This is a genomic window from Pseudoalteromonas sp. SM9913, from assembly GCF_000184065.1.
Classification (GTDB): Bacteria; Pseudomonadota; Gammaproteobacteria; order Enterobacterales; family Alteromonadaceae; genus Pseudoalteromonas; species Pseudoalteromonas tetraodonis.
Window position 1 is genome coordinate 2,858,504 of the sequence record NC_014803.1, and the last position, 20,151, is coordinate 2,878,654.

At 40.5% G+C, this 20,151-nt stretch carries 18 protein-coding genes; 5 read left to right on the forward strand and 13 right to left on the reverse strand.

Annotated features, from left to right (window positions below; translation table 11 throughout):
* The first annotated feature begins 77 nt into the window (after positions 1–77).
* Entirely contained in the window at positions 78–1,166 is a 1,089-nt protein-coding gene (locus PSM_RS13120; RefSeq protein WP_013465910.1) for a GGDEF domain-containing protein, read from the forward strand.
* Between the two features lie 196 nt (positions 1,167–1,362).
* Positions 1,363–2,253: a Fic family protein gene (locus PSM_RS13125; RefSeq protein ID WP_016899194.1), complete on the forward strand. Its 891-nt coding sequence runs from the start codon at positions 1,363–1,365 to the stop codon at positions 2,251–2,253.
* Between the two features lie 102 nt (positions 2,254–2,355).
* Here the strand turns inward: PSM_RS13125 and PSM_RS13130 are convergent, their stop codons facing one another.
* Positions 2,356–3,540 carry an NAD(P)/FAD-dependent oxidoreductase gene (locus PSM_RS13130; protein ID WP_013465912.1) on the reverse strand — a complete coding sequence of 395 codons (1,185 nt, stop codon included), beginning with the start codon at positions 3,538–3,540 and terminating at the stop codon, positions 2,356–2,358.
* A gap of 408 nt (positions 3,541–3,948) precedes the next feature.
* On the opposite strand from PSM_RS13130, the gene PSM_RS13135 reads away from it, so the two are divergent.
* Complete coding sequence (locus PSM_RS13135) at positions 3,949–6,078, forward strand: S8 family peptidase (protein ID WP_013465914.1); 2,130 nt, start codon at positions 3,949–3,951, stop codon at positions 6,076–6,078.
* 73 nt (positions 6,079–6,151) lie between these two features.
* On the opposite strand, the gene PSM_RS13140 is transcribed toward PSM_RS13135, so the two are convergent.
* The 7 genes from PSM_RS13140 to rplU form a co-directional block, all read right to left on the reverse strand.
* The gene (locus tag PSM_RS13140; protein ID WP_013465916.1) at positions 6,152–6,625 is read right to left on the reverse strand and encodes a peroxiredoxin; all 474 of its coding nucleotides are present in this window, start codon (positions 6,623–6,625) and stop codon (positions 6,152–6,154) included.
* Between the two features lie 74 nt (positions 6,626–6,699).
* Entirely contained in the window at positions 6,700–8,640 is a 1,941-nt protein-coding gene (locus tag PSM_RS13145; protein WP_013465917.1) for a methyl-accepting chemotaxis protein, read from the reverse strand.
* A gap of 183 nt (positions 8,641–8,823) precedes the next feature.
* Complete coding sequence (locus PSM_RS13150) at positions 8,824–9,198, reverse strand: DUF3718 domain-containing protein (protein WP_013465918.1); 375 nt, start codon at positions 9,196–9,198, stop codon at positions 8,824–8,826.
* 82 nt (positions 9,199–9,280) lie between these two features.
* Entirely contained in the window at positions 9,281–9,772 is a 492-nt protein-coding gene (gene folA, locus PSM_RS13155; RefSeq protein WP_029609908.1) for a type 3 dihydrofolate reductase, read from the reverse strand.
* Positions 9,773–9,843: 71 nt separating this feature from the next.
* Positions 9,844–10,995 carry an Obg family GTPase CgtA gene (gene cgtA, locus PSM_RS13160; protein WP_013465920.1) on the reverse strand — a complete coding sequence of 384 codons (1,152 nt, stop codon included), beginning with the start codon at positions 10,993–10,995 and terminating at the stop codon, positions 9,844–9,846.
* A 154-nt stretch (positions 10,996–11,149) separates the two neighbouring features.
* Positions 11,150–11,407 carry a 50S ribosomal protein L27 gene (rpmA, locus tag PSM_RS13165; protein ID WP_008114963.1) on the reverse strand — a complete coding sequence of 86 codons (258 nt, stop codon included), beginning with the start codon at positions 11,405–11,407 and terminating at the stop codon, positions 11,150–11,152.
* Positions 11,408–11,423: 16 nt separating this feature from the next.
* Positions 11,424–11,735 (reverse strand): 50S ribosomal protein L21, encoded by a 312-nt coding sequence (rplU, locus tag PSM_RS13170; RefSeq protein WP_004587921.1) that lies wholly within the window; start codon positions 11,733–11,735, stop codon positions 11,424–11,426.
* A 423-nt stretch (positions 11,736–12,158) separates the two neighbouring features.
* Here rplU and ispB point away from each other — a divergent pair, with 423 nt between their 5' ends.
* Positions 12,159–13,130 carry an octaprenyl diphosphate synthase gene (gene ispB / locus PSM_RS13175; RefSeq protein WP_013465921.1) on the forward strand — a complete coding sequence of 324 codons (972 nt, stop codon included), beginning with the start codon at positions 12,159–12,161 and terminating at the stop codon, positions 13,128–13,130.
* 75 nt (positions 13,131–13,205) lie between these two features.
* Here ispB and mdh read toward each other — a convergent pair whose 3' ends face one another.
* A complete protein-coding gene (gene mdh / locus PSM_RS13180) occupies positions 13,206–14,138 on the reverse strand; it encodes a malate dehydrogenase (RefSeq protein WP_013465922.1) in 933 nt (310 codons plus the stop codon).
* A 215-nt stretch (positions 14,139–14,353) separates the two neighbouring features.
* Here mdh and argR point away from each other — a divergent pair, with 215 nt between their 5' ends.
* On the forward strand, positions 14,354–14,821 hold the full coding sequence (gene argR / locus PSM_RS13185) for a transcriptional regulator ArgR (protein ID WP_008114955.1): 468 nt from the start codon (positions 14,354–14,356) through the stop codon (positions 14,819–14,821).
* 57 nt (positions 14,822–14,878) lie between these two features.
* On the opposite strand, the gene PSM_RS13190 is transcribed toward argR, so the two are convergent.
* The 4 genes from PSM_RS13190 to PSM_RS13205 are packed head-to-tail and all read right to left on the reverse strand — an operon-like array spanning position 14,879 to position 19,506.
* Positions 14,879–15,778, reverse strand: coding sequence for a Dyp-type peroxidase (locus tag PSM_RS13190; protein WP_013465923.1), 900 nt, complete (start codon positions 15,776–15,778; stop codon positions 14,879–14,881).
* Positions 15,779–15,817: 39 nt separating this feature from the next.
* Positions 15,818–16,870, reverse strand: a complete 1,053-nt coding sequence (locus PSM_RS13195) for an ABC transporter ATP-binding protein (protein WP_013465924.1) — start codon at positions 16,868–16,870, stop codon at positions 15,818–15,820.
* Positions 16,871–18,502, reverse strand: coding sequence for an ABC transporter permease (locus PSM_RS13200; protein ID WP_013465925.1), 1,632 nt, complete (start codon positions 18,500–18,502; stop codon positions 16,871–16,873).
* Positions 18,502–19,506, reverse strand: coding sequence for a Fe(3+) ABC transporter substrate-binding protein (locus PSM_RS13205; protein WP_013465926.1), 1,005 nt, complete (start codon positions 19,504–19,506; stop codon positions 18,502–18,504). Before PSM_RS13205 ends, PSM_RS13200 begins: the two co-directional genes overlap by 1 nt.
* Positions 19,507–20,151 lie beyond the last annotated feature (645 nt).

Sequence of the window (20,151 nt, forward strand, 5' to 3'; positions counted from 1 at the left end):
TACTCGGTACTTTTATATGAGCGGGTTATGAGTAATAATCAGTCAATAAAAAAGACACAGTCTAAGAGAAATAAAGCATGCTAGATTTTTGGTACAAAGGACTACCACAGTATCCAAAAGATCATAAAGACTTTTGGCGCACACGCTTAATTGCTCATTCATTATTAACGGCAACCTGCTACTTTTTAGTTTTAACCCTACTCAACCTGTTCTACTTTCACAGTTACGATATTGCCGCCATTGATGCATTAGGCTTAGTTATATCATTAGCTATTTATGGCTGGTTTAGTAAAACTGCAAATGTAAGTGCTGCGGCATGGGCAGTTACATTTATGGTCGTTAGTTTAATAATGACATTTGTTATCTCTGTCGGTGGCCTTGCTCACTCTTTATTTTGGGCAACACTTATTCCCCCTTTTGCGTTTTTTTTAGTGGGTAGAAATTGGGGGAGCATTTTTAGCGCCATTGCTTTTTGTATTTGTGCTTACCTAACTTATAAGCAACAACAGCTAACCGTCACTATCGGGCTGGGCTCTTTATTTAATATCATTGAGGTCAGCATTGCCCATATCTTAATTTTCAGATTTTATGAAAAAACACGTTTTTCTGCATATGCGCATTTAACAACCCGTAATATAGAGATTCAACATCTCGCTGAAACAGATAAACTCACAGGGCTTTATAATAGACAAAAATTTGATTATGCATTGTCGCAAGTCATTACCAGCAGCAAAGAAACAAAAACCACAAACTGCTTATTTATTTGTGATATTGATCACTTTAAGAAAATAAACGACGCCTATGGTCATTTAGTCGGTGATAAAGTGTTAGCTGAGTTTGCTAAACTGATTAAAAGTAACATGCCCAACCATTCATTAATTGCGCGTTGGGGGGGAGAAGAGTTTACTATTATTTTACCAAACACCTCACTGACCAATGCATTAACACAAGCAAACGCGTTAAAAGACTATATTTCGACGCACCCTGTTGCCAACATTCAGCTAACCATAAGCATAGGGGTAGCTACCATCAGTTCTGATGATTCAGTTATTAGCGTGTTAGAACGTGCCGATAGCGCACTATACGAAGCTAAAAATAATGGTCGTAATTCAGTTTATTTTAGCGACAATAAACTAACGATAGTCGCTTCAGCTAGCCTCTTATAACTAAGTAAGATAGCCAATTAATGTATCGACACACACCAAACTAATTATAAAGAACTAATAACAGCACAAAAAACCAGACTAAAAACCCATTAAAACTGACTTTTAAACTCAGTTCGCGTATTCTTAACCCCCTGATTTGAATAACCCCTATACCAAAATGAGCAACGCCACTCCCCCCTTCTCTATTTCAGCTAGCATGACTCACAGTATGGTAAATATTAGTGAAGTTTTAGGTAAAATCAGTGCCTTATATTCGCCAGCAATGCTTGAGCACTATAAGCAACAAAAAACCGCCTCCCTGCAAATCAATAACCTTGATATTCAATCAATATCATCTGGTCTATCAACCCCAGATAGCTTATTAGCCTTGCATCGAAGCTTAATCAAAGATCTGAGTGAAAAATCGGGCAGTTATAGGCAGCAAAGTTTAGCGTTAAAAAGTGGTTTGCAAATGGCACCACAAGCAATGCGAGTACCACAAATGGTAGAGGAGTTATTTGCTTGGTTTAAAACAACCGCGCATCATCCTTTAATCAGTAGTGCAGTATGCCATTATGAATTACAGTTTATTCAACCTTTTGCACAGGGTAATACTGAAATAGCGTGTACGTGGCAAACCCTGCAATTATCGCAGTGGCATTCGCTATTTTCACTAATAAATATTAACAATGTTATAGCGACAACTCGCCGACATTATTTTGAAAGCATTAACCTGAGTACCAAGTCCGGTGACTCATCCGTGTTTATTGAGTATATATTGGAAGCATTACTAGCGGCACTAAATTCATTAGAAAGTGATTTAAAATCAATAACAAAAACCAAAAACCCCCAACAACCCCCTCAAGTTAAACAGGCTATAAATGTAGACTTACAAGCCCCCCAAGTCATCGCTTTAATTAATGTATTTACCCAAAGCGAAAAGCCATTAAACCGACAAGAGCTACAAAATAAGCTTGGATTAAAAGACCGTAAACATTTTAGAGAGCGCTACTTAAAGCCAGCCATTGATGCTGGAATTATAGAAATGACTATTCCCGAAAAACCAAATAGCAAAATGCAGCAGTATAAACTTACCCAGACGAGTTAAAAACTTAAGTTATAAACAGAGCAGGAATAAACGCCACCTCAAAGATGAAGTGGCGTGTCAATACGCAGTTTGCAGCTAAATTTTATAATTGTTTAAAAACAATTACGCGTACTGCCCGGCGGCAAATCCACAGCTCCACGCATATTGGAAATTATAGCCTCCTAGCCAACCCGTTACATCGGTTACTTCGCCAATAAAGTATAAGCCTTTGGCTTTTTTAGCCTCAAATGTCTTTGAGCTCAACTCGTCGGTATCTACGCCGCCTAAAGTAACCTCTGCGGTTCTGTAACCCTCGGTACCATTTGGTTTAATTTGCCACGCATGAATATAATCAGCAAGCGCGTCTATTTGGCCATGCGTCAGTTGATTAATATTACAATCGGGAATGGCGTTACTGTCGTGGAGTATTTCTACAAAGCGCTTAGGTAGGATAGTCGCAAGGCTATTTTTCAACGATTTTTGCGCTTGTGTTTCTCGCCAATCAGCTAGCTGTTGCTTTAAATCTATTTCAGGCAGTAAATTGATCGTTACCGCCTGACCTGCTCGCCAAAATGAGCTTATTTGCAATATAGCAGGCCCAGATAGACCACGATGAGTAAATAAAATATTCTCTTTAAATACGGTGCCATCTTCGCTTGCAACTTCACAAGGAATACTAATACCCGAAAGCCCTTCAAAACGGTCTTTATCGTGCTGATGTAAGGTAAAGGGAACTAAAGCAGCCATAGTCGGCAATATCTTTAAGCCAAATTGCTCTGCAATTTTATAGCCGATTGGCGTAGCACCCAGTTTAGGCATGGTTAACCCACCCGATGCAACCACAAGCGACTCACAAGTAAGTGTTTCTTGTTCAGTGGTCACACTATAGCCGGTAGCTGTTTTAGCGACATTTAACACTTCGCTGCGCAGTTTAATAGTAACGCCCGCCCACTCACACTCGGTTAGTAAAATATCAACAATGTCTTGTGCGCTATTGTCACAAAATAATTGCCCGAGTGTCTTATGGTGATATGCCAAACCATGTCGGTCTACAAGCTCTACAAAGTCGTGTTGCGTATAACGACTTAAGCACGATTTTACAAAATGGGGGTTTGCGCATAAATAGTTGCTAGGGCTTGCATTTTCATTGGTAAAATTACAACGCCCACCGCCACTAATTAAAATTTTACGTCCTGGCTTTTTACCCATATCAAGTACTGTGACGCTTCGGCCGCGATACCCTGCTTGTGCAGCACACATTAAACCAGCGGCTCCGGCACCAATCACTATCACATCAACGTGAGTCATTTAGTTATCTCTTAAAAACTTTTGTGAATTATAACAAAGTTTCAATAATAACCAGATAGCCAGAACGTGTTTATCTTGAGCGTAAACAGGGCGCGGTAGCTTTGCTCGATTTGTTACTTAGCCTACAAGGCTTGTTTTAACCCGCAAAGGTCAACCCCCCTTTTGTATTGTTTTTAATTTATCAATAAAAGTTAATTAATGATAAAAAACACCAAAAAAAATCTAATACATTAGGATCGTCAATAGCAATAAAACAAATACAAAACAACTGAAAGCGCACTAAATACGCGGTTATAACTAAATGAAATAGGTACATACGTATTTAATATTTCAAAATAGTTAACAGATCATTTACCTTTGTACCCGCTTTGTGGATTTTCACAAATAATAATAAAACTAAGGGTAATTATGACTTCTAATAATTCATTCAAAAAATGCGCTGTTGCGCTAACAATAAGTACACTCTTTGCTGCCAGCTCAAGCATGGCAAACCCAGCGCAAGCAATCGCACCTTCAATGGCAGAAACCTCAGCTAAGTTACAAAATCAAGGTGGTTTTGAGACTCAATTCATCATTAAATATAAGAATAACAACGATATGATGAGTACCTCAACCGCTGATGTATCACCAGCAATGATGAATAAAGAAGCGCAAAGCTTTGTAAAAAACTTCACCTCAAAAAAAGGCAAAGTTAAAGCCAAGTATGTTCGCGCAATGGCACTCAATAACCATCACGTAATGCGTGCCGATAAAAAACTAAACGCTGAAGAGGCCCAGCAGTTCATGCAGGAAATGGTTAATTCGGGTAATGTTGAATATATTGAAGTCGATCAAATGCTAAAACCATTTGCGACACCAAATGACCCGCGTTATGGCGATCAATGGCATTACTATGAGCAAGCCGGTGGACTTAACTTACCAACAGCTTGGGATACGGCAACAGGCAGTGGTGTGGTTGTCGCTGTGCTTGATACGGGCTACCGCCCTCACGCTGATTTAAACGCTAATATTTTACCAGGCTACGATATGATCTCTAATCTATCAGTCGCCAATGATGGCAATGGCCGTGACAACGATGCTCGCGATCCAGGGGATGCGGTTGCAGCTGGTGAATGTGGTAATAACGGTGCACAAGGCTCTAGTTGGCATGGTACTCACGTTGCAGGCACTGTCGCTGCAGTAACGAATAACGGTGAAGGCGTTGCTGGTGTTGCTTATGACGCCAAAGTAGTACCAGTGCGTGTGTTGGGTAAATGTGGCGGTTTAACCTCAGATATTGCTGACGGTATCATTTGGGCCTCAGGTGGTAATGTATCGGGTACATCAGCAAATGCTAATCCAGCCGATGTAATTAACATGAGTTTAGGTGGTGCGGGTGCATGTAGTTCAACCACGCAAAATGCCATTAATACCGCTCGTAACAACGGCACAGTTGTTGTTATTGCTGCAGGTAACGATAACGATAATTCTGCAAACTACAACCCTGGTAACTGTAATGGTGTTGTTAATGTTGCATCAGTTGGCCGTAATGGTGGCCGCGCTTATTACTCAAATTATGGAAGTAATATTGATGTGGCAGCACCGGGTGGCGCGCAAAGCTTTGCCAATGATTCTGAAGGTGTTTTATCAACTTACAATTCGGGTTCAACAACACCATCAAGCGACAGTTATGGCTTTTCGCAAGGCACCTCAATGGCGGCTCCTCATGTTGCGGGTGTTGCTGCACTGATCAAACAAGCAAAACCAAACGCGACTCCTGATGAAATAGAAAGTATTTTAAAAACAACCACTCGTCCATTCTCTGCCACGTGTACCAGCTGTGGTACAGGTATTGTTGATGCGGCCGCTGCGGTTGCTGCAGCATCTGGTGGTACACCGCCAACAACGGGTGATAACGAACTTGTTGATGGAGAAGTCAAAACCGGTTTAAGCGGTGCGGCAAGTGCACAAGACTTTTACACTATGACAGTACCAAGTGGTGCAACCAATGTTACTTTCACTATGAGTGGTGGCACAGGGGATGCTGACTTGTATGTACGTGCAGGTAGTAAACCAACCTCAACCACTTATGATTGTCGTCCATATAAAGGTGGAAACAGTGAAGAATGTTCTATTGATAGTCCAACAGCCGGCACTTACCATGTAATGCTGCGTGGTTATTCAGCCTACAGTGGCGTGAGTTTAGTCGGTAACATTACGGGTGGTTCAACAGGTGGTGGTTCAGGTACACCTCAAGCAGGTGGCGGCACAGTGTCTGATATCACAGCAAATGCAGGTCAGTGGAAACATTACACGCTAGATGTACCGGCGGGTATGGCAAACTTTACTGTTACAACGTCAGGCGGCACCGGTGATGCAGACTTATTTGTAAAATTTGGTAGCCAGCCAACAAGCTCAAGCTATGATTGTCGTCCATATAAAAATGGTAACGCCGAAACTTGTACTTTTAGTAATCCTCAAGCGGGAACATGGCACTTAAGTGTTAATGCGTATCAAACATTCTCTGGTTTAACGCTAAGCGGTCAATACCAGCCATAAAACATCCTCTCTTTAGATAAAAAAAGCCGATACACTGTATCGGCTTTTTATTCTCTGATTAAAGTCGTCAGTGTTAAAGCGTTGCTAAAACAGCTTCAGCACTGCTTATTACAAACTCTTTGTCTTGTTCTACAAATAGACCAGTAACAACACCATTATCAACAACCATCGCGTATCGTTTTGAGCGTATTCCACCAAAGCCTGCGGTATCTTTTTCAAGCCCTAAAGCACGGGTAAAACTAGCATCACCGTCTGCAAGCATATCTATATGCTCTGCATTTTGTGACTCACCCCACGCTTTCATCACAAATGCATCATTTACCGATACACAATAGATAGCGTTAATACCTTTAGCCTTAATTTTATCGGCTAGCGCGATATATCCAGGTAAATGAGCATTCGAACACGTTGGTGTAAAAGCGCCTGGCACTGCAAATAACACGACTTTTTTATCTGCAAATAATTCATTGCTTGTCAGTGTTTGCATACCGTCATCGGTTAGCTTAGATAGACTAACTGCGGGTATTGTTTGACCTTGTTCAATCATGTTAAACCCTTTGGGTAATTACGTAGACTTTTAGCATACAGGTTAATATTTACGGTTTCGAGTTTATACCGCGATTAAACTGCATCACTGTCTAAACCCAATCCCTTTCTAATTGTTGCCATTTGCAGCTCTAGCTGCGAGCGAATATCAGACACCAACTCACTCGACTCATTTACTTGGCTTTTCATATTATGCATTGATTGGGTAAAGTCACTAAGGAAATTGCTTTGCTGTTTTGCAAGCTCCATTGCTTCAACTGCAACTGTGTTTGCCTGCTGAGCATTATTTGCGACCCCTTCAGAGTTTGCTTGAAGCTCTTGGGCATTTTCGGTTTGTAGCTGTGCATCCTCAGTTAACGCATTAATTTGTGAATAGACCATTTGAGAGTTCTCACTTAATAACGCCAGCTGATCGTTAATCTCTTTTAACGAACCTTGGGTTTGCATGGCTAATTGCCTTACTTCATCAGCAACCACCGCAAAACCTCGGCCTTGCTCACCGGCCCTTGCTGATTCTATTGCAGCGTTCAGTGCTAATAAATTGGTTTGTTCAGCTATGGTGCGAATAACCGTTATTATATTACTCACTCCTTGTACGCCGCTCAGTAACTCTTGCACACTGTGCATACCTTGTTCAATACGTTGCTGTGTATCAGAACTCGCATTAAGCATATTTTTAGCAAAACCAACACTTTGCTGCATTGCCTCATAAGTACTTTGAGCATTTTCAGCAGCTTGAGCGTTAATATGATTAACCTGCTCACCTATGTGTTGAATATTTACTAGTAAACTTTCATTTTTAACAACTTGTTCGTAGCTAGTCGCGCTTTTTGACCCTATTTTTTCTAAATGCTCACTCATTTGCTCCATGAAGTCACTAACGACACCAAGCATACTCGCTCTTTCTTGCGCCTCCAGACGCTGGCGCTCAATTAACTGGTTAAAATACTGCGCTATTTCACCAACCTCTGTTTTAGGATTATTCACTGTAATATTTTTTAACTCATTACTTTCGATTAAAAATGCAAACCCATCTCGCAGTTGCCGCAAAGGCTGTAAAACCTGTTTACGTTGCACCCAATAAACACCAAAAGCTAATATTACTAAACCACCTATTGCAATTCCAAACACCCAAAATACTTGTTGTTTAACGGTATCTTGCTGCGCTTTTAATGTTTGCTCTGCCTCAATCACTGTTTTTGATAACACGCTAATTTGTTTACGTAACTCATTCGTTCCAGAATTACGCTGCTTTGCTTGCGATAAAGTACTGCTTAAATCACGTAAATAGCGCTTAGGCCAACTAACCAACTCCGCTTTTATATCAGCAGCCAAATCCTCTGGCTCCTCATCTACAAATAAAGCAAATTCATCAACCTCAGTCATCACTCCTAAATTAGGCAACTGTGCAATTTTTGCAGCGAGTAAGTTTAAATTTTTTACGCTTTGTTGCAGGCTTTTTTCAATTTCAGGCTGGTAATCATTTAGCAGTTGATAGGTCGATAAAGATAAATTAACCACTTCACTATAATAATCACTCGCCAACTTATTGTAGCTTAGAGCATGACTACTTTGAGTTGATGCTTTTTGTACATAATTTATAAGCGATGACGCTGAGCCCGCCATTTGTCTCAGAGCATTGTCTAAAAGCGCAGTTTCGTTACCTGAGAGCTTTCCTAGTGCTCTGTATTTACCGTTAATGTCTTTATTTAGTGAAAATAGCTGTGTTGAAAGGCGCACTTCTAACTCAGAGGGAAGTACAGTTAGCTGCTGCGCTTTAAGTTGCTCAATTAAAGCTGAAGATTGCGTCAGGTATTGGCTATTGCCTCGTGCCAAGTAGTCTTCTAAAAGGCCAGCAAGATCGACCATTATGGTATTTTTTAATTGGCTATAAGCAATATCTTGTTGTTGAATTTTTAGTAATGTATGACTTGCCCATAACAAGGTAGCGGCGAGCAACACACTGGCTAACGTTAATAAAATAGCTAAAAGACGGGTAAAAAATGATACACGCATAAACATATCTCAAAAGTGACATTCATACAGAGTATTGAATTTTTATGACATTTTTATGTAAAAGACTTAATTAGGGTAATAGTCAGGTGTATTGAGAGATAGATAAAGACTCAATAGAAGGATGTTTTAAGTAACTAATAAAAAACCGCGTATAAACGCGGTTTTTTTAAATTAAGCTTTTAATTAAAGGCCTGCGCGGTCTTTAATAATAGGGATTAAAGCTGAACCAGCATGATTTGCCTCAGCCCAAGCGATATCTGCGCCATCTTCAAGTGAGCTTTTTGATAAGTTTTTAACAATGTACTCACCCGTATCAACCGCATTACTTGCAACAGCGTGACGCAATAAGTTGTTACCATTACAGAAAACTGCATCATATATATTACGTACTTTCACACGTGAACTTTTTAGTTTGCTACGCAGACGATTTTTATCATCAGCGGCAATGTATTCACAGACTGAAACAGCTAACTGATCATCAGCGCTTACAGGCGCAGTATAAGCGAACGAACCCGCTGCAATAGCAGCAATTACAACTAGCTTTGGTAATTTAATCATTGATTGGACACCCTATATTAATACTTTTTTCGTACTCGACTGTTTAATATTGTACCAACACGCTCAGATTTTCGCAATAATGTTAAGAAACTTTATTCAAAGTTACGAATTTATAACTATATTTATTTTTATCATCGGGCGCCATCAACATTTCATCTTCAATTTGCCAGTTTGCAACACTTTCATAATCAGGAAATTGTGTATCCCCTTCAACATCTAAGTCTATAAAGGTTAAATACAAGCGCTGCGCCTGCGCTAAAAACTGCTGGTAGATGTTTCCGCCACCAATTATCATCACCTCTGCAACATCATTAACAAGCTCAAGTGCAGCTTCTGGTGTGGTTACTGTTTCAATTCCTGATGCGTGATAGTCTTTATTACGAGTAATAATAATATTACGTCGCCCAGGTAACGGTCGGCCTATTGATTCAAATGTTTTGCGCCCCATAATAACGGGTTTACCAGAGGTTACTTTTTTAAAGTGCTGAAGGTCACCAGGTAAATGCCATGGCATTTTATTATCTAAGCCAATGACACGGTTATTTGCCATTGCTGCAATCATTGAAATTATCACACTAAATACCCAATACTTTATTATTAATCAAAGAAAAAGGAGCGTTAGCTCCTTTTAAATATAAACAATTATTAACGCTCGTAGACAACTTCTACGTCGTAATCATCTTCATCCCAATCATCCCAGTCATCATCATCGCCTTTAGTGGCTTTTTGATGGTAGGTATCCCACTTAAATTCAACCTCTTCGTCTGCCACTTCAACAAACTTCTCTTTAGGCATGTTATCAAGTAGCGTCATGATGTCGTGAATTAATGGCTGCGTATTTAATTTATTAATTGCAGCAATACTGTAAATATTTTCAGACTCACCCAACTCTTCTGCAATTTGCTCACATAAGGCTTTGGCTTCATCTTCAGGCAATAAATCAATTTTATTAAATACTAACCAGCGTGGCTTTTCAGCAAGCTTAGGGCTGTACTGGTGTAGCTCGTTGATGATTGCAAATGCATTATCAACAGGGTTAGAGCCATCAACTGGCATTACATCTATAATATGTAAAAGCACACGACAACGCTCTAAATGCTTTAAGAAGCGAATACCTAATCCCGCACCCTCTGACGCGCCTTCAATCAAACCTGGAATATCAGCAATTACAAATGATTTGTTTGCTTCAGGACGAACAACCCCTAAGTTAGGAATCAGCGTAGTAAATGGATAATCAGCTACTTTAGGTTTTGCAGCTGACACACTGCGGATAAAGGTTGATTTACCTGCATTTGGTAAGCCTAGTAAGCCGACATCAGCTAGTAGCATTAGCTCTAACTTAAGGTTACGTACTTCACCCGGTGTGCCAAGTGTTTTTTGACGTGGAGCACGATTAGTACTTGATTTAAAACGCGCATTCCCCAAGCCATGGAAACCGCCTTTTGCAACCACAATTCGTTGACCATCTTGGGTTAAATCCCCTAATGATTCTTGTGTATCAACATCAATAATACGTGTACCAACAGGCACTTTAACGATCAGGTCTTCACCTTTTTTACCTGTACAATTACGGCTTTGACCGTTTGTACCGCGTTCTGCTCTGTGAAAACGCTCAAATTGATAGTCAATAAGGGTATTTAAGTTTTCATCAGCTTGTAGATAAACACTACCACCGTCTCCACCGTCACCGCCATCAGGTCCACCATCTGGAACATATTTCTCACGACGAAAAGACACGATGCCGCTGCCACCGTCACCAGCTTCTGCGCGAATTTCTACTTCATCTACAAACTTCATGATTACTCACTTTAGGGATTGGCTTGTTAATAACTCTATTATATACCTAAGTGGCCTATAGAGCACACTGAGCATAAAAACACTTGGGTATATATTTAAACATGCTTAAAACAAAAAACCCCGCAAAGGCGGGGTTTTTTAACTACCTTACTGATTACTCAGCTACGATAGTTACGTATTTACGGTTTAAAGGACCTTTTTGTTCAAACTGAACTTTACCATCTGCTTTTGCGAAGATAGTGTGGTCTTTACCGATACCTACGTTTGCGCCTGGGTGGAAACGAGTTCCACGCTGACGAACAATGATGCTACCCGCTAGAACTGATTCGCCACCAAAACGCTTAACACCTAGGCGTTTGCTTTCTGAATCGCGACCGTTACGAGTACTACCAGCTGCTTTTTTATGTGCCATTTCTAAGTACCTCTAATTAAGCGCTAATGCCAGTGATTTTAACTTCTGTGAACCATTGACGATGGCCCATTTGCTTACGAGAATGCTTACGGCGTCTAAATTTAACAACCTTAATCTTCTCACCGCGACCGTGTGAAACAACCTCAGCTGTTACTTTACCACCGTTTACGAACGGTACACCAATCTCGATCTTCTCACCATCAGCAACTAAAAGTACTGAATCAAATTCAACTGCTGCACCAGTTTCAACGTCTAATTTCTCAAGACGAATTGTTTGACCTTCAGTCACACGGTGCTGTTTACCACCACTTTGGAAAACCGCGTACATAATTAACTCCGTCTGTGCGCCCTCAAATCGACGCAACTAAAATATTCTTCAATAGGGCGCGAAGTTTACGCTAATGCGTAAAAACTAGCAAGCCTCTTTTTGTAATTAAATGAATAAAAAGTAGCTGCATTGAGAGCAATTCAATATTTCCCCTATTTTATATTAAAATCCCCCTTTGCCAAGCGCTTTTTAACGGTTACAGAAAATAAATTAGCAATAGCAAAGCGAGCCTATGTAGTTCAATTAACCGCCAGGGGTGATTCAAAATTAAACCAGAATGTTTAATCAATTATTCACAAGGTTAATAGGTCATTTAACCTACTTAAGGGTGTTTTTTTAAGGAATCATCACAAAATATCGAGCTAATGCATTTTTTGTTGTACAATCTGCGCCGTTCACACATTAAAATTGGCTCGGAGATCAATGGATATAAAAGCTATCCAGGCGTTAATCGAAAGCGATATGAATGACGTCAATCAACTAATACATGCGCAAATGCGCTCAGATGTGGCGTTAGTTAATCAACTTGGTTTGTATATTGTTAACAGCGGTGGCAAACGCGTTCGCCCTATGTTGGCTATTTTGGCGGCTAAAGCGCTAGGTTACCAAGGCAAAGATCACATTACGCTAGCAACTATCATTGAATTTATTCATACCGCAACGCTTTTACATGATGATGTTGTAGATGAATCTAATTTGCGCCGTGGCACACCTACAGCAAATGCTGAGTTTGGTAATGCTGCTAGCGTACTGGTGGGTGATTTTATTTACACCCGCTCGTTTCAGCTAATGGTGGGTCTTGGTAAAATGCAAATAATGCAAGTACTGGCTGATGCAACCAACATTATTGCTGAAGGTGAAGTGCTGCAATTAATGAACTGCAACGATCCTGATACCACTGAAGCCAGTTATATGCAGGTTATTTATTCTAAAACCGCCAAGCTATTTGAAGCAGCGACGGGTCTTGCGGCCATTATTACTGATCAAGACGATAGTGTACTAGAAGCACTTAATTTGTATGGCATGCATTTAGGTACTGCTTTTCAGTTAGTGGATGATGTTTTAGATTACAACGCTGATGCCGACCAACTTGGTAAAAACATTGGCGACGATTTAGCTGAAGGTAAGCCGACGTTACCTCTTATATATGCAATGCAACACGGTAGTGAGCATCAAACACAGTTAATAAGAGACGCTATTGAGCACTGTAATGGTATGGAGCACCTTGACGAGATACTGGCTGCACTTAAACATACCAATGCCCTTGAGTTCACAATGAAAAAAGCCGAGCAAGAAGCTAATAAAGCAATTGCATGTTTAGATTGCTTAGCTGAGTCGAGTTACAAGCAAGCACTAATTAGCTTAGCTAGAATAGCGGTTGACCGCGACCACTAAGTAATACTGTGTAGATAATTCCGAGCAATAAAAAAGCCTGCAAATAGCAGGCTTTTTATTGGTTAATTTTGGCTATTACGCCATAAAATCAACACCTTCTTTGATATCTTTTTTCAGCGTTTCAAGCATGTCATTTTTAGCTTGCTCTTCAAATGCGCTTAGAGTGCCGTAAGAAAGAATTTCTTCTACGCCATTTTTGCCTAAACGTACCGGGTGTGCAAAGTACTCTGCATCGCCATTTTCAACAGCAACGTATGCATAATCTACAACGTCTTCACCTTGTAAGCCTTTAACTAAAGACATACAAAAACGTGCTGCAGCAGCACCCATAGATAATGTTGCAGAACCACCGCCCGCTTTAGCATTAACTACTTCAGTACCTGCATTTTGGATACGAGGAGTTAGTGTAGCTACTTCTTCATCAGTGAAAGTAACACCTTCAACTTGAGAAAGTAACGGTAGAATGGTTGTGCCTGAGTGGCCACCAATCACTGGTACTTTAACACTTGCTACGTCTACGCCTTTAAGTTCAGCAATAAACGCTTCAGAACGGATCACATCTAAAGTTGTAATACCAAATACACGCTTAGCATCGTAAGTACCTGCTTTTTTGAATACTTCAGCAACAATAGGTACAGTTCCATTAACTGGGTTAGTGATAATACCTACAAGCGCTTTAGGACAGTTAGCAACAATGCCTTCTGCTAATGTTTTAATGATACCAGCGTTAACATTAAATAAATCTGCACGATCCATACCTGGCTTACGTGGCATACCCGCTGGGATTAAAACAATATCACAACCTGTTAATGCTTTATCTAGTGCATCTGCACCAAAACCTTCAACTTTTACATCTGTTGGGATATGAGAAAGGTCAACAGCAACACCAGGAACTACTGGCGCAACATCATATAGTGATAATTCTGAACCAGCTGGTAAGCCTGTTTTTAATAATAAAGACAACGCTTGACCGATACCACCTGCAGCACCTAATACAGCAACTTTCATTGGAATTCTCCGTGATTTGAGGAAGGAAATATTTGTGGTTTATAAGATAAAGAAATTAGCGACTAAAAACAAATTTATCCTGCCTATTTTAGCTATATTTTCGACCATAGTTGTAAACTTTGCTGTTTAAACGCAGCAAAACCTAAACAACTGCTGCATAAATATGCATTTTTGTGTAGAATTTGCAGTATCGACAACATAACTAATTAGACACTATGCAACCACAAGACAAACAAGAAGCATTGGTAAAAGCCTTTAAAGCACTTTTAAAAGAAGAGAATTTTGGCTCACAAGGCGAAATAGTTGACGCATTAAAAGAACAAGGCTTTGATAATATTAGCCAAAGTAAAGTGTCGCGGATGTTAAGTAAGTTTGGCGCGGTACGTACCCGCAATGCAAAACAAGAAATGGTGTACTGTTTACCTGCCGAAATGGGTGTACCAACCGCTAAAAGCCCGTTACGCCAGTTAGTTATTGACATTATGCATAACGAAATGATGATTATTATTCGCACCAGCCCAGGCGCTGCGCAGCTAATTGCCCGTTTACTTGACTCATTAGGTAAAGCAGATGGCGTATTAGGAACAATTGCCGGCGATGACACTATTTTTATTGCGCCAGCGAAAGTATCAGAAATAGACCTCACATTAGAGCGTGTGCGTATTTTGTTTGATACGGTTTAAACTCGTTTGGTTATCACTGTTACGGCTATACTAATACGTAGCCGTTACTGGCTTGTTTTATAGCTGCTTTAGAAATCGCACTGAGGGTGCAAAAAACGCAGAGCCCATATCTGCTTGAGTAAAATCAAGCCAATGGTCGTAATACTCCCCCTGCCCTAATCGGCTATTGAGTACTTTCTCGAACGCATCCCCTTTAGCCGAGCACGTAATCATTAACATCCCCTGCTCATACACGTCGCCATAAGGCATACTTTGATTTAGTAATAATGCTTGCCCCTGTTCATCTTTTAATTCACTTCGGGTTGCATGGCTGCTTTCAAGTGCGGGGCTTATTAGGGTATTGTCGAGACGAGTACGCCCCATTATTTGTTCTTGTTCTTGCAACGACAAGTGCTGCCATAACGTTAAGTCATGCTTATAGCGCTGAACATGAATATAGCTGCCTTGATCTTCAAAGCTATCAGGCTTATTAACGAGGGCCGTTACCCGTTTTTGACGACCATGCGGAGTATCGCCCGCATAAATAAAACCATTAAAATCACGGCCATCTAAAAAACGAAAATTTCGAATTTGCTCCACCAGCTCAACATCAGGGTTGAAAAGTTTTAATATTTGCAATGCAAACAGGTGGTTTACATCTTCTCTGTCTGAGCGGATTTGTACAAATAAATCGCATGGCCTTGCACTCATCACAAAATCGCTATGGGTGATATTAGGAAAGCTTTGCAGCTCACTTGGCATATAATCAGGCAGAATGTGTGGCCAATATTGCGCGCCAATGGCGACCATACAAGAAAGCATAGATTCAGAGAATTGATCACTAAACTCATCTTCAATATCGCTCACTTTTTTAAGCTTAGCGCGAAGTGATTCGTCGTGACCATCAAGTACATTAAAAAATAAGTGCAAACCGTGTAAGTTTGCTTCAGCACAAATCCCTGATTGCGCTTGCGCCATTGTCATTCCTTACTTTTTAGAGCAAAACACAGCGATTAATTACGATTCAAAAAAATTCACCGTGTGCGGTTTTATTTTTATTATAACCTGTTCATTAATTTCAAATGACTGGCCATACTGGGCTGCAACTTCTATTTCTTGCTCATCAATAACCACAGTGTATACATAAGCGGAGCCAATAAAGCGACTACTTAATATACTAACCCGCTCAGATTGCTGTTGCGTATCGTTATTACTAACAAGTTCAAGTTGATGCGGACGCACATAAATAACGCCCTTATCCGCCACGCCATGCTGCTGTGGCTGTATTGATTCAACCACCCCAAACTGCGTTTGATATTCAGTGGCGGTTAATGCGGTTGCGCTTAAGTATATGCCCTGACCCAGAAACTCTGCAACCTCCTTTGAACGCGGTTTAGCAAAAAGCTGTTCTGGCGTACCTTGCTGCGCAATTTTACCTTGGTGCATAACCGCAAGCATATCTGAAAAAGCAAACGCCTCTTCTTTTGAGTGAGTAACAAACACAGCCGATACTTGCTGCGCCTTAATAATGCGCCTAATGTCGGCAATTAACTCAAATCGTACTTGGGTATCAATATTAGAAAATGGCTCGTCAAGTAACAGTAAGCTAGGTTTATAAGCTAATGCGCGTGCAATCGCTACTCGCTGCTGTTGCCCACCAGAGAGTTGATGAGGGAATCTATCGGCGCAGCCTACCAAGTGTACCAGCTTTAGCATTTCACTTACGCGTGCGTGTTTATCTGCTTTGCTCATGCCGCTTAGCCCAAACGCAATGTTATTAGCCACCGTTAAATGCGGAAATAACGCATAGTCTTGAAACATCATGCCAATATTACGATGCTCAGGTGAAACAAACGTATTAGCATCACTGACTAGCTTACCATCAATAAATACCTGCCCTTGTTTGGCTTCAATTAATCCTGCAATGGCTTTTAGTGTGGTGGTTTTACCGCAGCCACTGGCTCCGAGTAAACACACTATTTCGTCTTTACCTAAGGTTAAATCTAAATTATCTATCACCTTAATCCCGTTATATGCATAGCTCACGCCTTGTAAAATCAAACTACTCATTTAGCTACGTTGCTCCATTGAACGGTTAATAAAATATAACGGAATAAACCCCACCACCACAATAAACAAAGCCGATATAGAGGCCAGCTCTAATTGTTCATCGCTTACATACTGAAACACATGAGTTGCTAAGCTTTCAAAATCAAAAGGCCTTAACAACAAAGCTGCGGGTAGCTCTTTCATACACTCAATAAAGACCAATAAACCGGCGGTTAATAAGCCTCGGCGTAATAAAGGTAAGTGCACTAAGCGTAATGTGCGCCCTTGGCTTTTTCCCATTGACTGGCTTGCCATATCAAGGGAGGGACTAATGCGTGAAAAGCTCGACTCAATAGCTCCGTGTGCAACGGCGTAAAACCGCACTATATAAGCAAAAATAATAGTGAGTAAGCTGCCAGTAAGTAATAAACCAATATCTAAATCATAAGGAGCTAAAGTGCGGTTGATAGTATTTTCTAATAGGGTGAGTGGCAACAATACCGCTATCGCTAATACTGTGCCGGGTAACGCATAGCCCGTACTGGCCAAACGCCCGGGTATTAATGGATTTGTTTGTTTAGCAATGCGCTGATAAAACACCACTAAAACACTCAGTATAATAGTCACCACACTGACTACAGCCGCCACTTTTAAACTTTGCCATGCATAGCTAAAAAACTCACTATTCCATGCTTGATCAAAATACATAACTGCATATTTGAGCAATACAACCATCGGAATAATAAACGAAATAATTAAAATAAAGCTACAAAACCCAGTTGCTAGCCACGCAGACTTGCCTTTGAGGATATAAAGCGCCTCGCTGTTCACGCTCGATTGACGCTCAAACACCGCTTGGTTACGACGACTAAAACGCTCGGTGATCAATGCTAAGAACAGCAATAACAACATCACCCCTGAAATTTTTGCTGCTGCAGTTAATGAATAATAGCCAAACCAGGTATCGTATACGGCAGTGGTTAATGTACTGACAGCAAAATAGCTTACGGTGGCAAAATCAGCCATGGTTTCCATGCTGATCAAAGCAAGTGCCGCTACAATGGCACCACGGGATAATACAAGGCTGACTTTAAAAAAGCTTTTCCATGCATTTAGCCCCATTAACTGACTGGCTTGGACTAACTTAAAAGATTGTTCTCGCAGTGCAGTTTTAAAAATTAAATATAAATACGGGTAGAGTACCAGCGCAATCATAACAATAGCCCCTGGTAAGGTGCGTATATCAAAAAACCAGTAATCACTTGGCGACTGCCAACCAAACCACTCTCTTAGAGTTATTTGTACCGGCCCCGCATAATCGAGTAAATCGGTGTACACATAAGCAATAATATAAGTAGGCATGGCAAGAGGCAGCATCAGTGCCCATTCAAATTGTTTTTTACCAGGAAAACGGCAATAAGCGGTTAACCAACCCAGCGGCAATGCAATGGCGCAACTAAGCAGCCCTACACCTAAAACAAGTAATACGGTATTGCTTATATAGTCCCACAGTACGGTATTCCACAGGTGGGTAAATACCTCTGAGTCGCCTTGTAAGGATTCTAATAGTAGGAAAAACAAAGGGGTCGACAGCAATAACCCCGTCGACCACGCAATAAGCTGCCATTTTGACAGCTGAAATTTATAAGTCATTAAAGATCGAACTTCACCTCATCAATTAGCTTAAGTGCTAACGGACGATATTTGCTAATTTCATCAAGCGGTAAGCTGTCTTCCTTAAAGCTTCCCCATGATGCAACCAAACTAGAAAGTTTCACACCTGGCTTAACCGGATACTCCATATTGAGCGAGGCATACATATTTTGCGCCTTATTGTCTGTCATATACTCTATGAGTTTCAAGGCATTTTCAGGGTTTTTAGCATACTTAGTAATAACCGCACCCGATACATTTATATGTGATCCTCGGTCAGTTTGATTTGGAAAGTTAATATGAACGGCTTCAGCCCATGGTTTTTGTGCTTCGTCTTGCAGCATTTTGCCCAAGTAATAACTATTACCTAAGGCTAAATTACATAAACCTTCTTTAACCGCTTTAACTTGCGCTCGATCGTTACCTTGAGGTTTACGCGCTAAATTAGCTTTTACACCCTCAAGCCATGTTTTCGTCTGTGCTTCACCATGATGAGCGATCATAGAAGCTACAAGGCCTAAGTTATATGGGTGTTTGCCAGAGCGAGTACAAATTTGTCCTTTGTATTGCGGCTCAGCAAGCGCTTCGTAGGTAAGGTTAGGCAATGCGCCTAAACGCTCTTTTGAAGAGTAAACATTACGCACGCGCTTAGTGAGCGCTACCCACTGACCATCGCCATCACGAAATGCCGCCGGGACATTATTATTAACCAGCTCGCTTTCTATGGTTTGCGTAAGATTTAGCTCTTCTAATTGAATTAAAGCACTAAAGTTTGAGGTTAAAACTAAATCGGCTTTGCTGTGTTTACCTTCACGCTTAACACGTTCTATTAAGCCTTTTTTAGCAAACACAACATTGGTTTTAATGCCCGTTTGCTGTGTAAAATCGTCTAAAATAGGTTTAATTAAAAAAGGTTGTCGAAATGAGTAAATATTCACAACATCGGTTGCAACAGCCGGTGCTGAGGCAATTAACCCAACAACAAGCGCGAGTGTTTTTTTCATATTGTCTTACCTAACTAATAATTATTATCATTAATTTTACCGCGATGAACTAAAAAGTGCACACTTTATATAATCACTTCGTGATAAATACGCCCAAAAAAGAAAACCCTTGTAAGACATCTCTTACGCTTATGACAGCTAATGAGTAAAAACACTCTGTATAACACCACAAAAACATAGCAAGTTATTGTATTTTATATAATTTAAAAATATTTCATTTGTAAGAACCAAAACCATAAGCGGTTTTATCCTACATTTACTGCAAATCACTCTCTATAATTAACCCATAAATAAGCAACGACGCTTACCGAGTAAATGGAAACGGACTAACTACTCGAATACCAAGGTTTGGTTTTTAGGATAACAGGGATTTAAGGACAGGCTCAGGATGAGTATCGCAATGGAATGTTGCATAAGGGATAGCATCAGGATGATGCGTAATGGATAACAACACGGAAAAGTTGTTGCTAAAGGATAGGGAATAAAACGGACAGGCCTTAGGGCAACACAACGGAATGGTAGCAAAAGGAATGCACTCGGATGTGCAATAAGGATTGGTAATAGATTTTACCTTACAGGATGTTTCAAGGATTTAGGGAGACAGGCCCGGATAGCCTATATTACATAGAACTAGAAAGTAATATT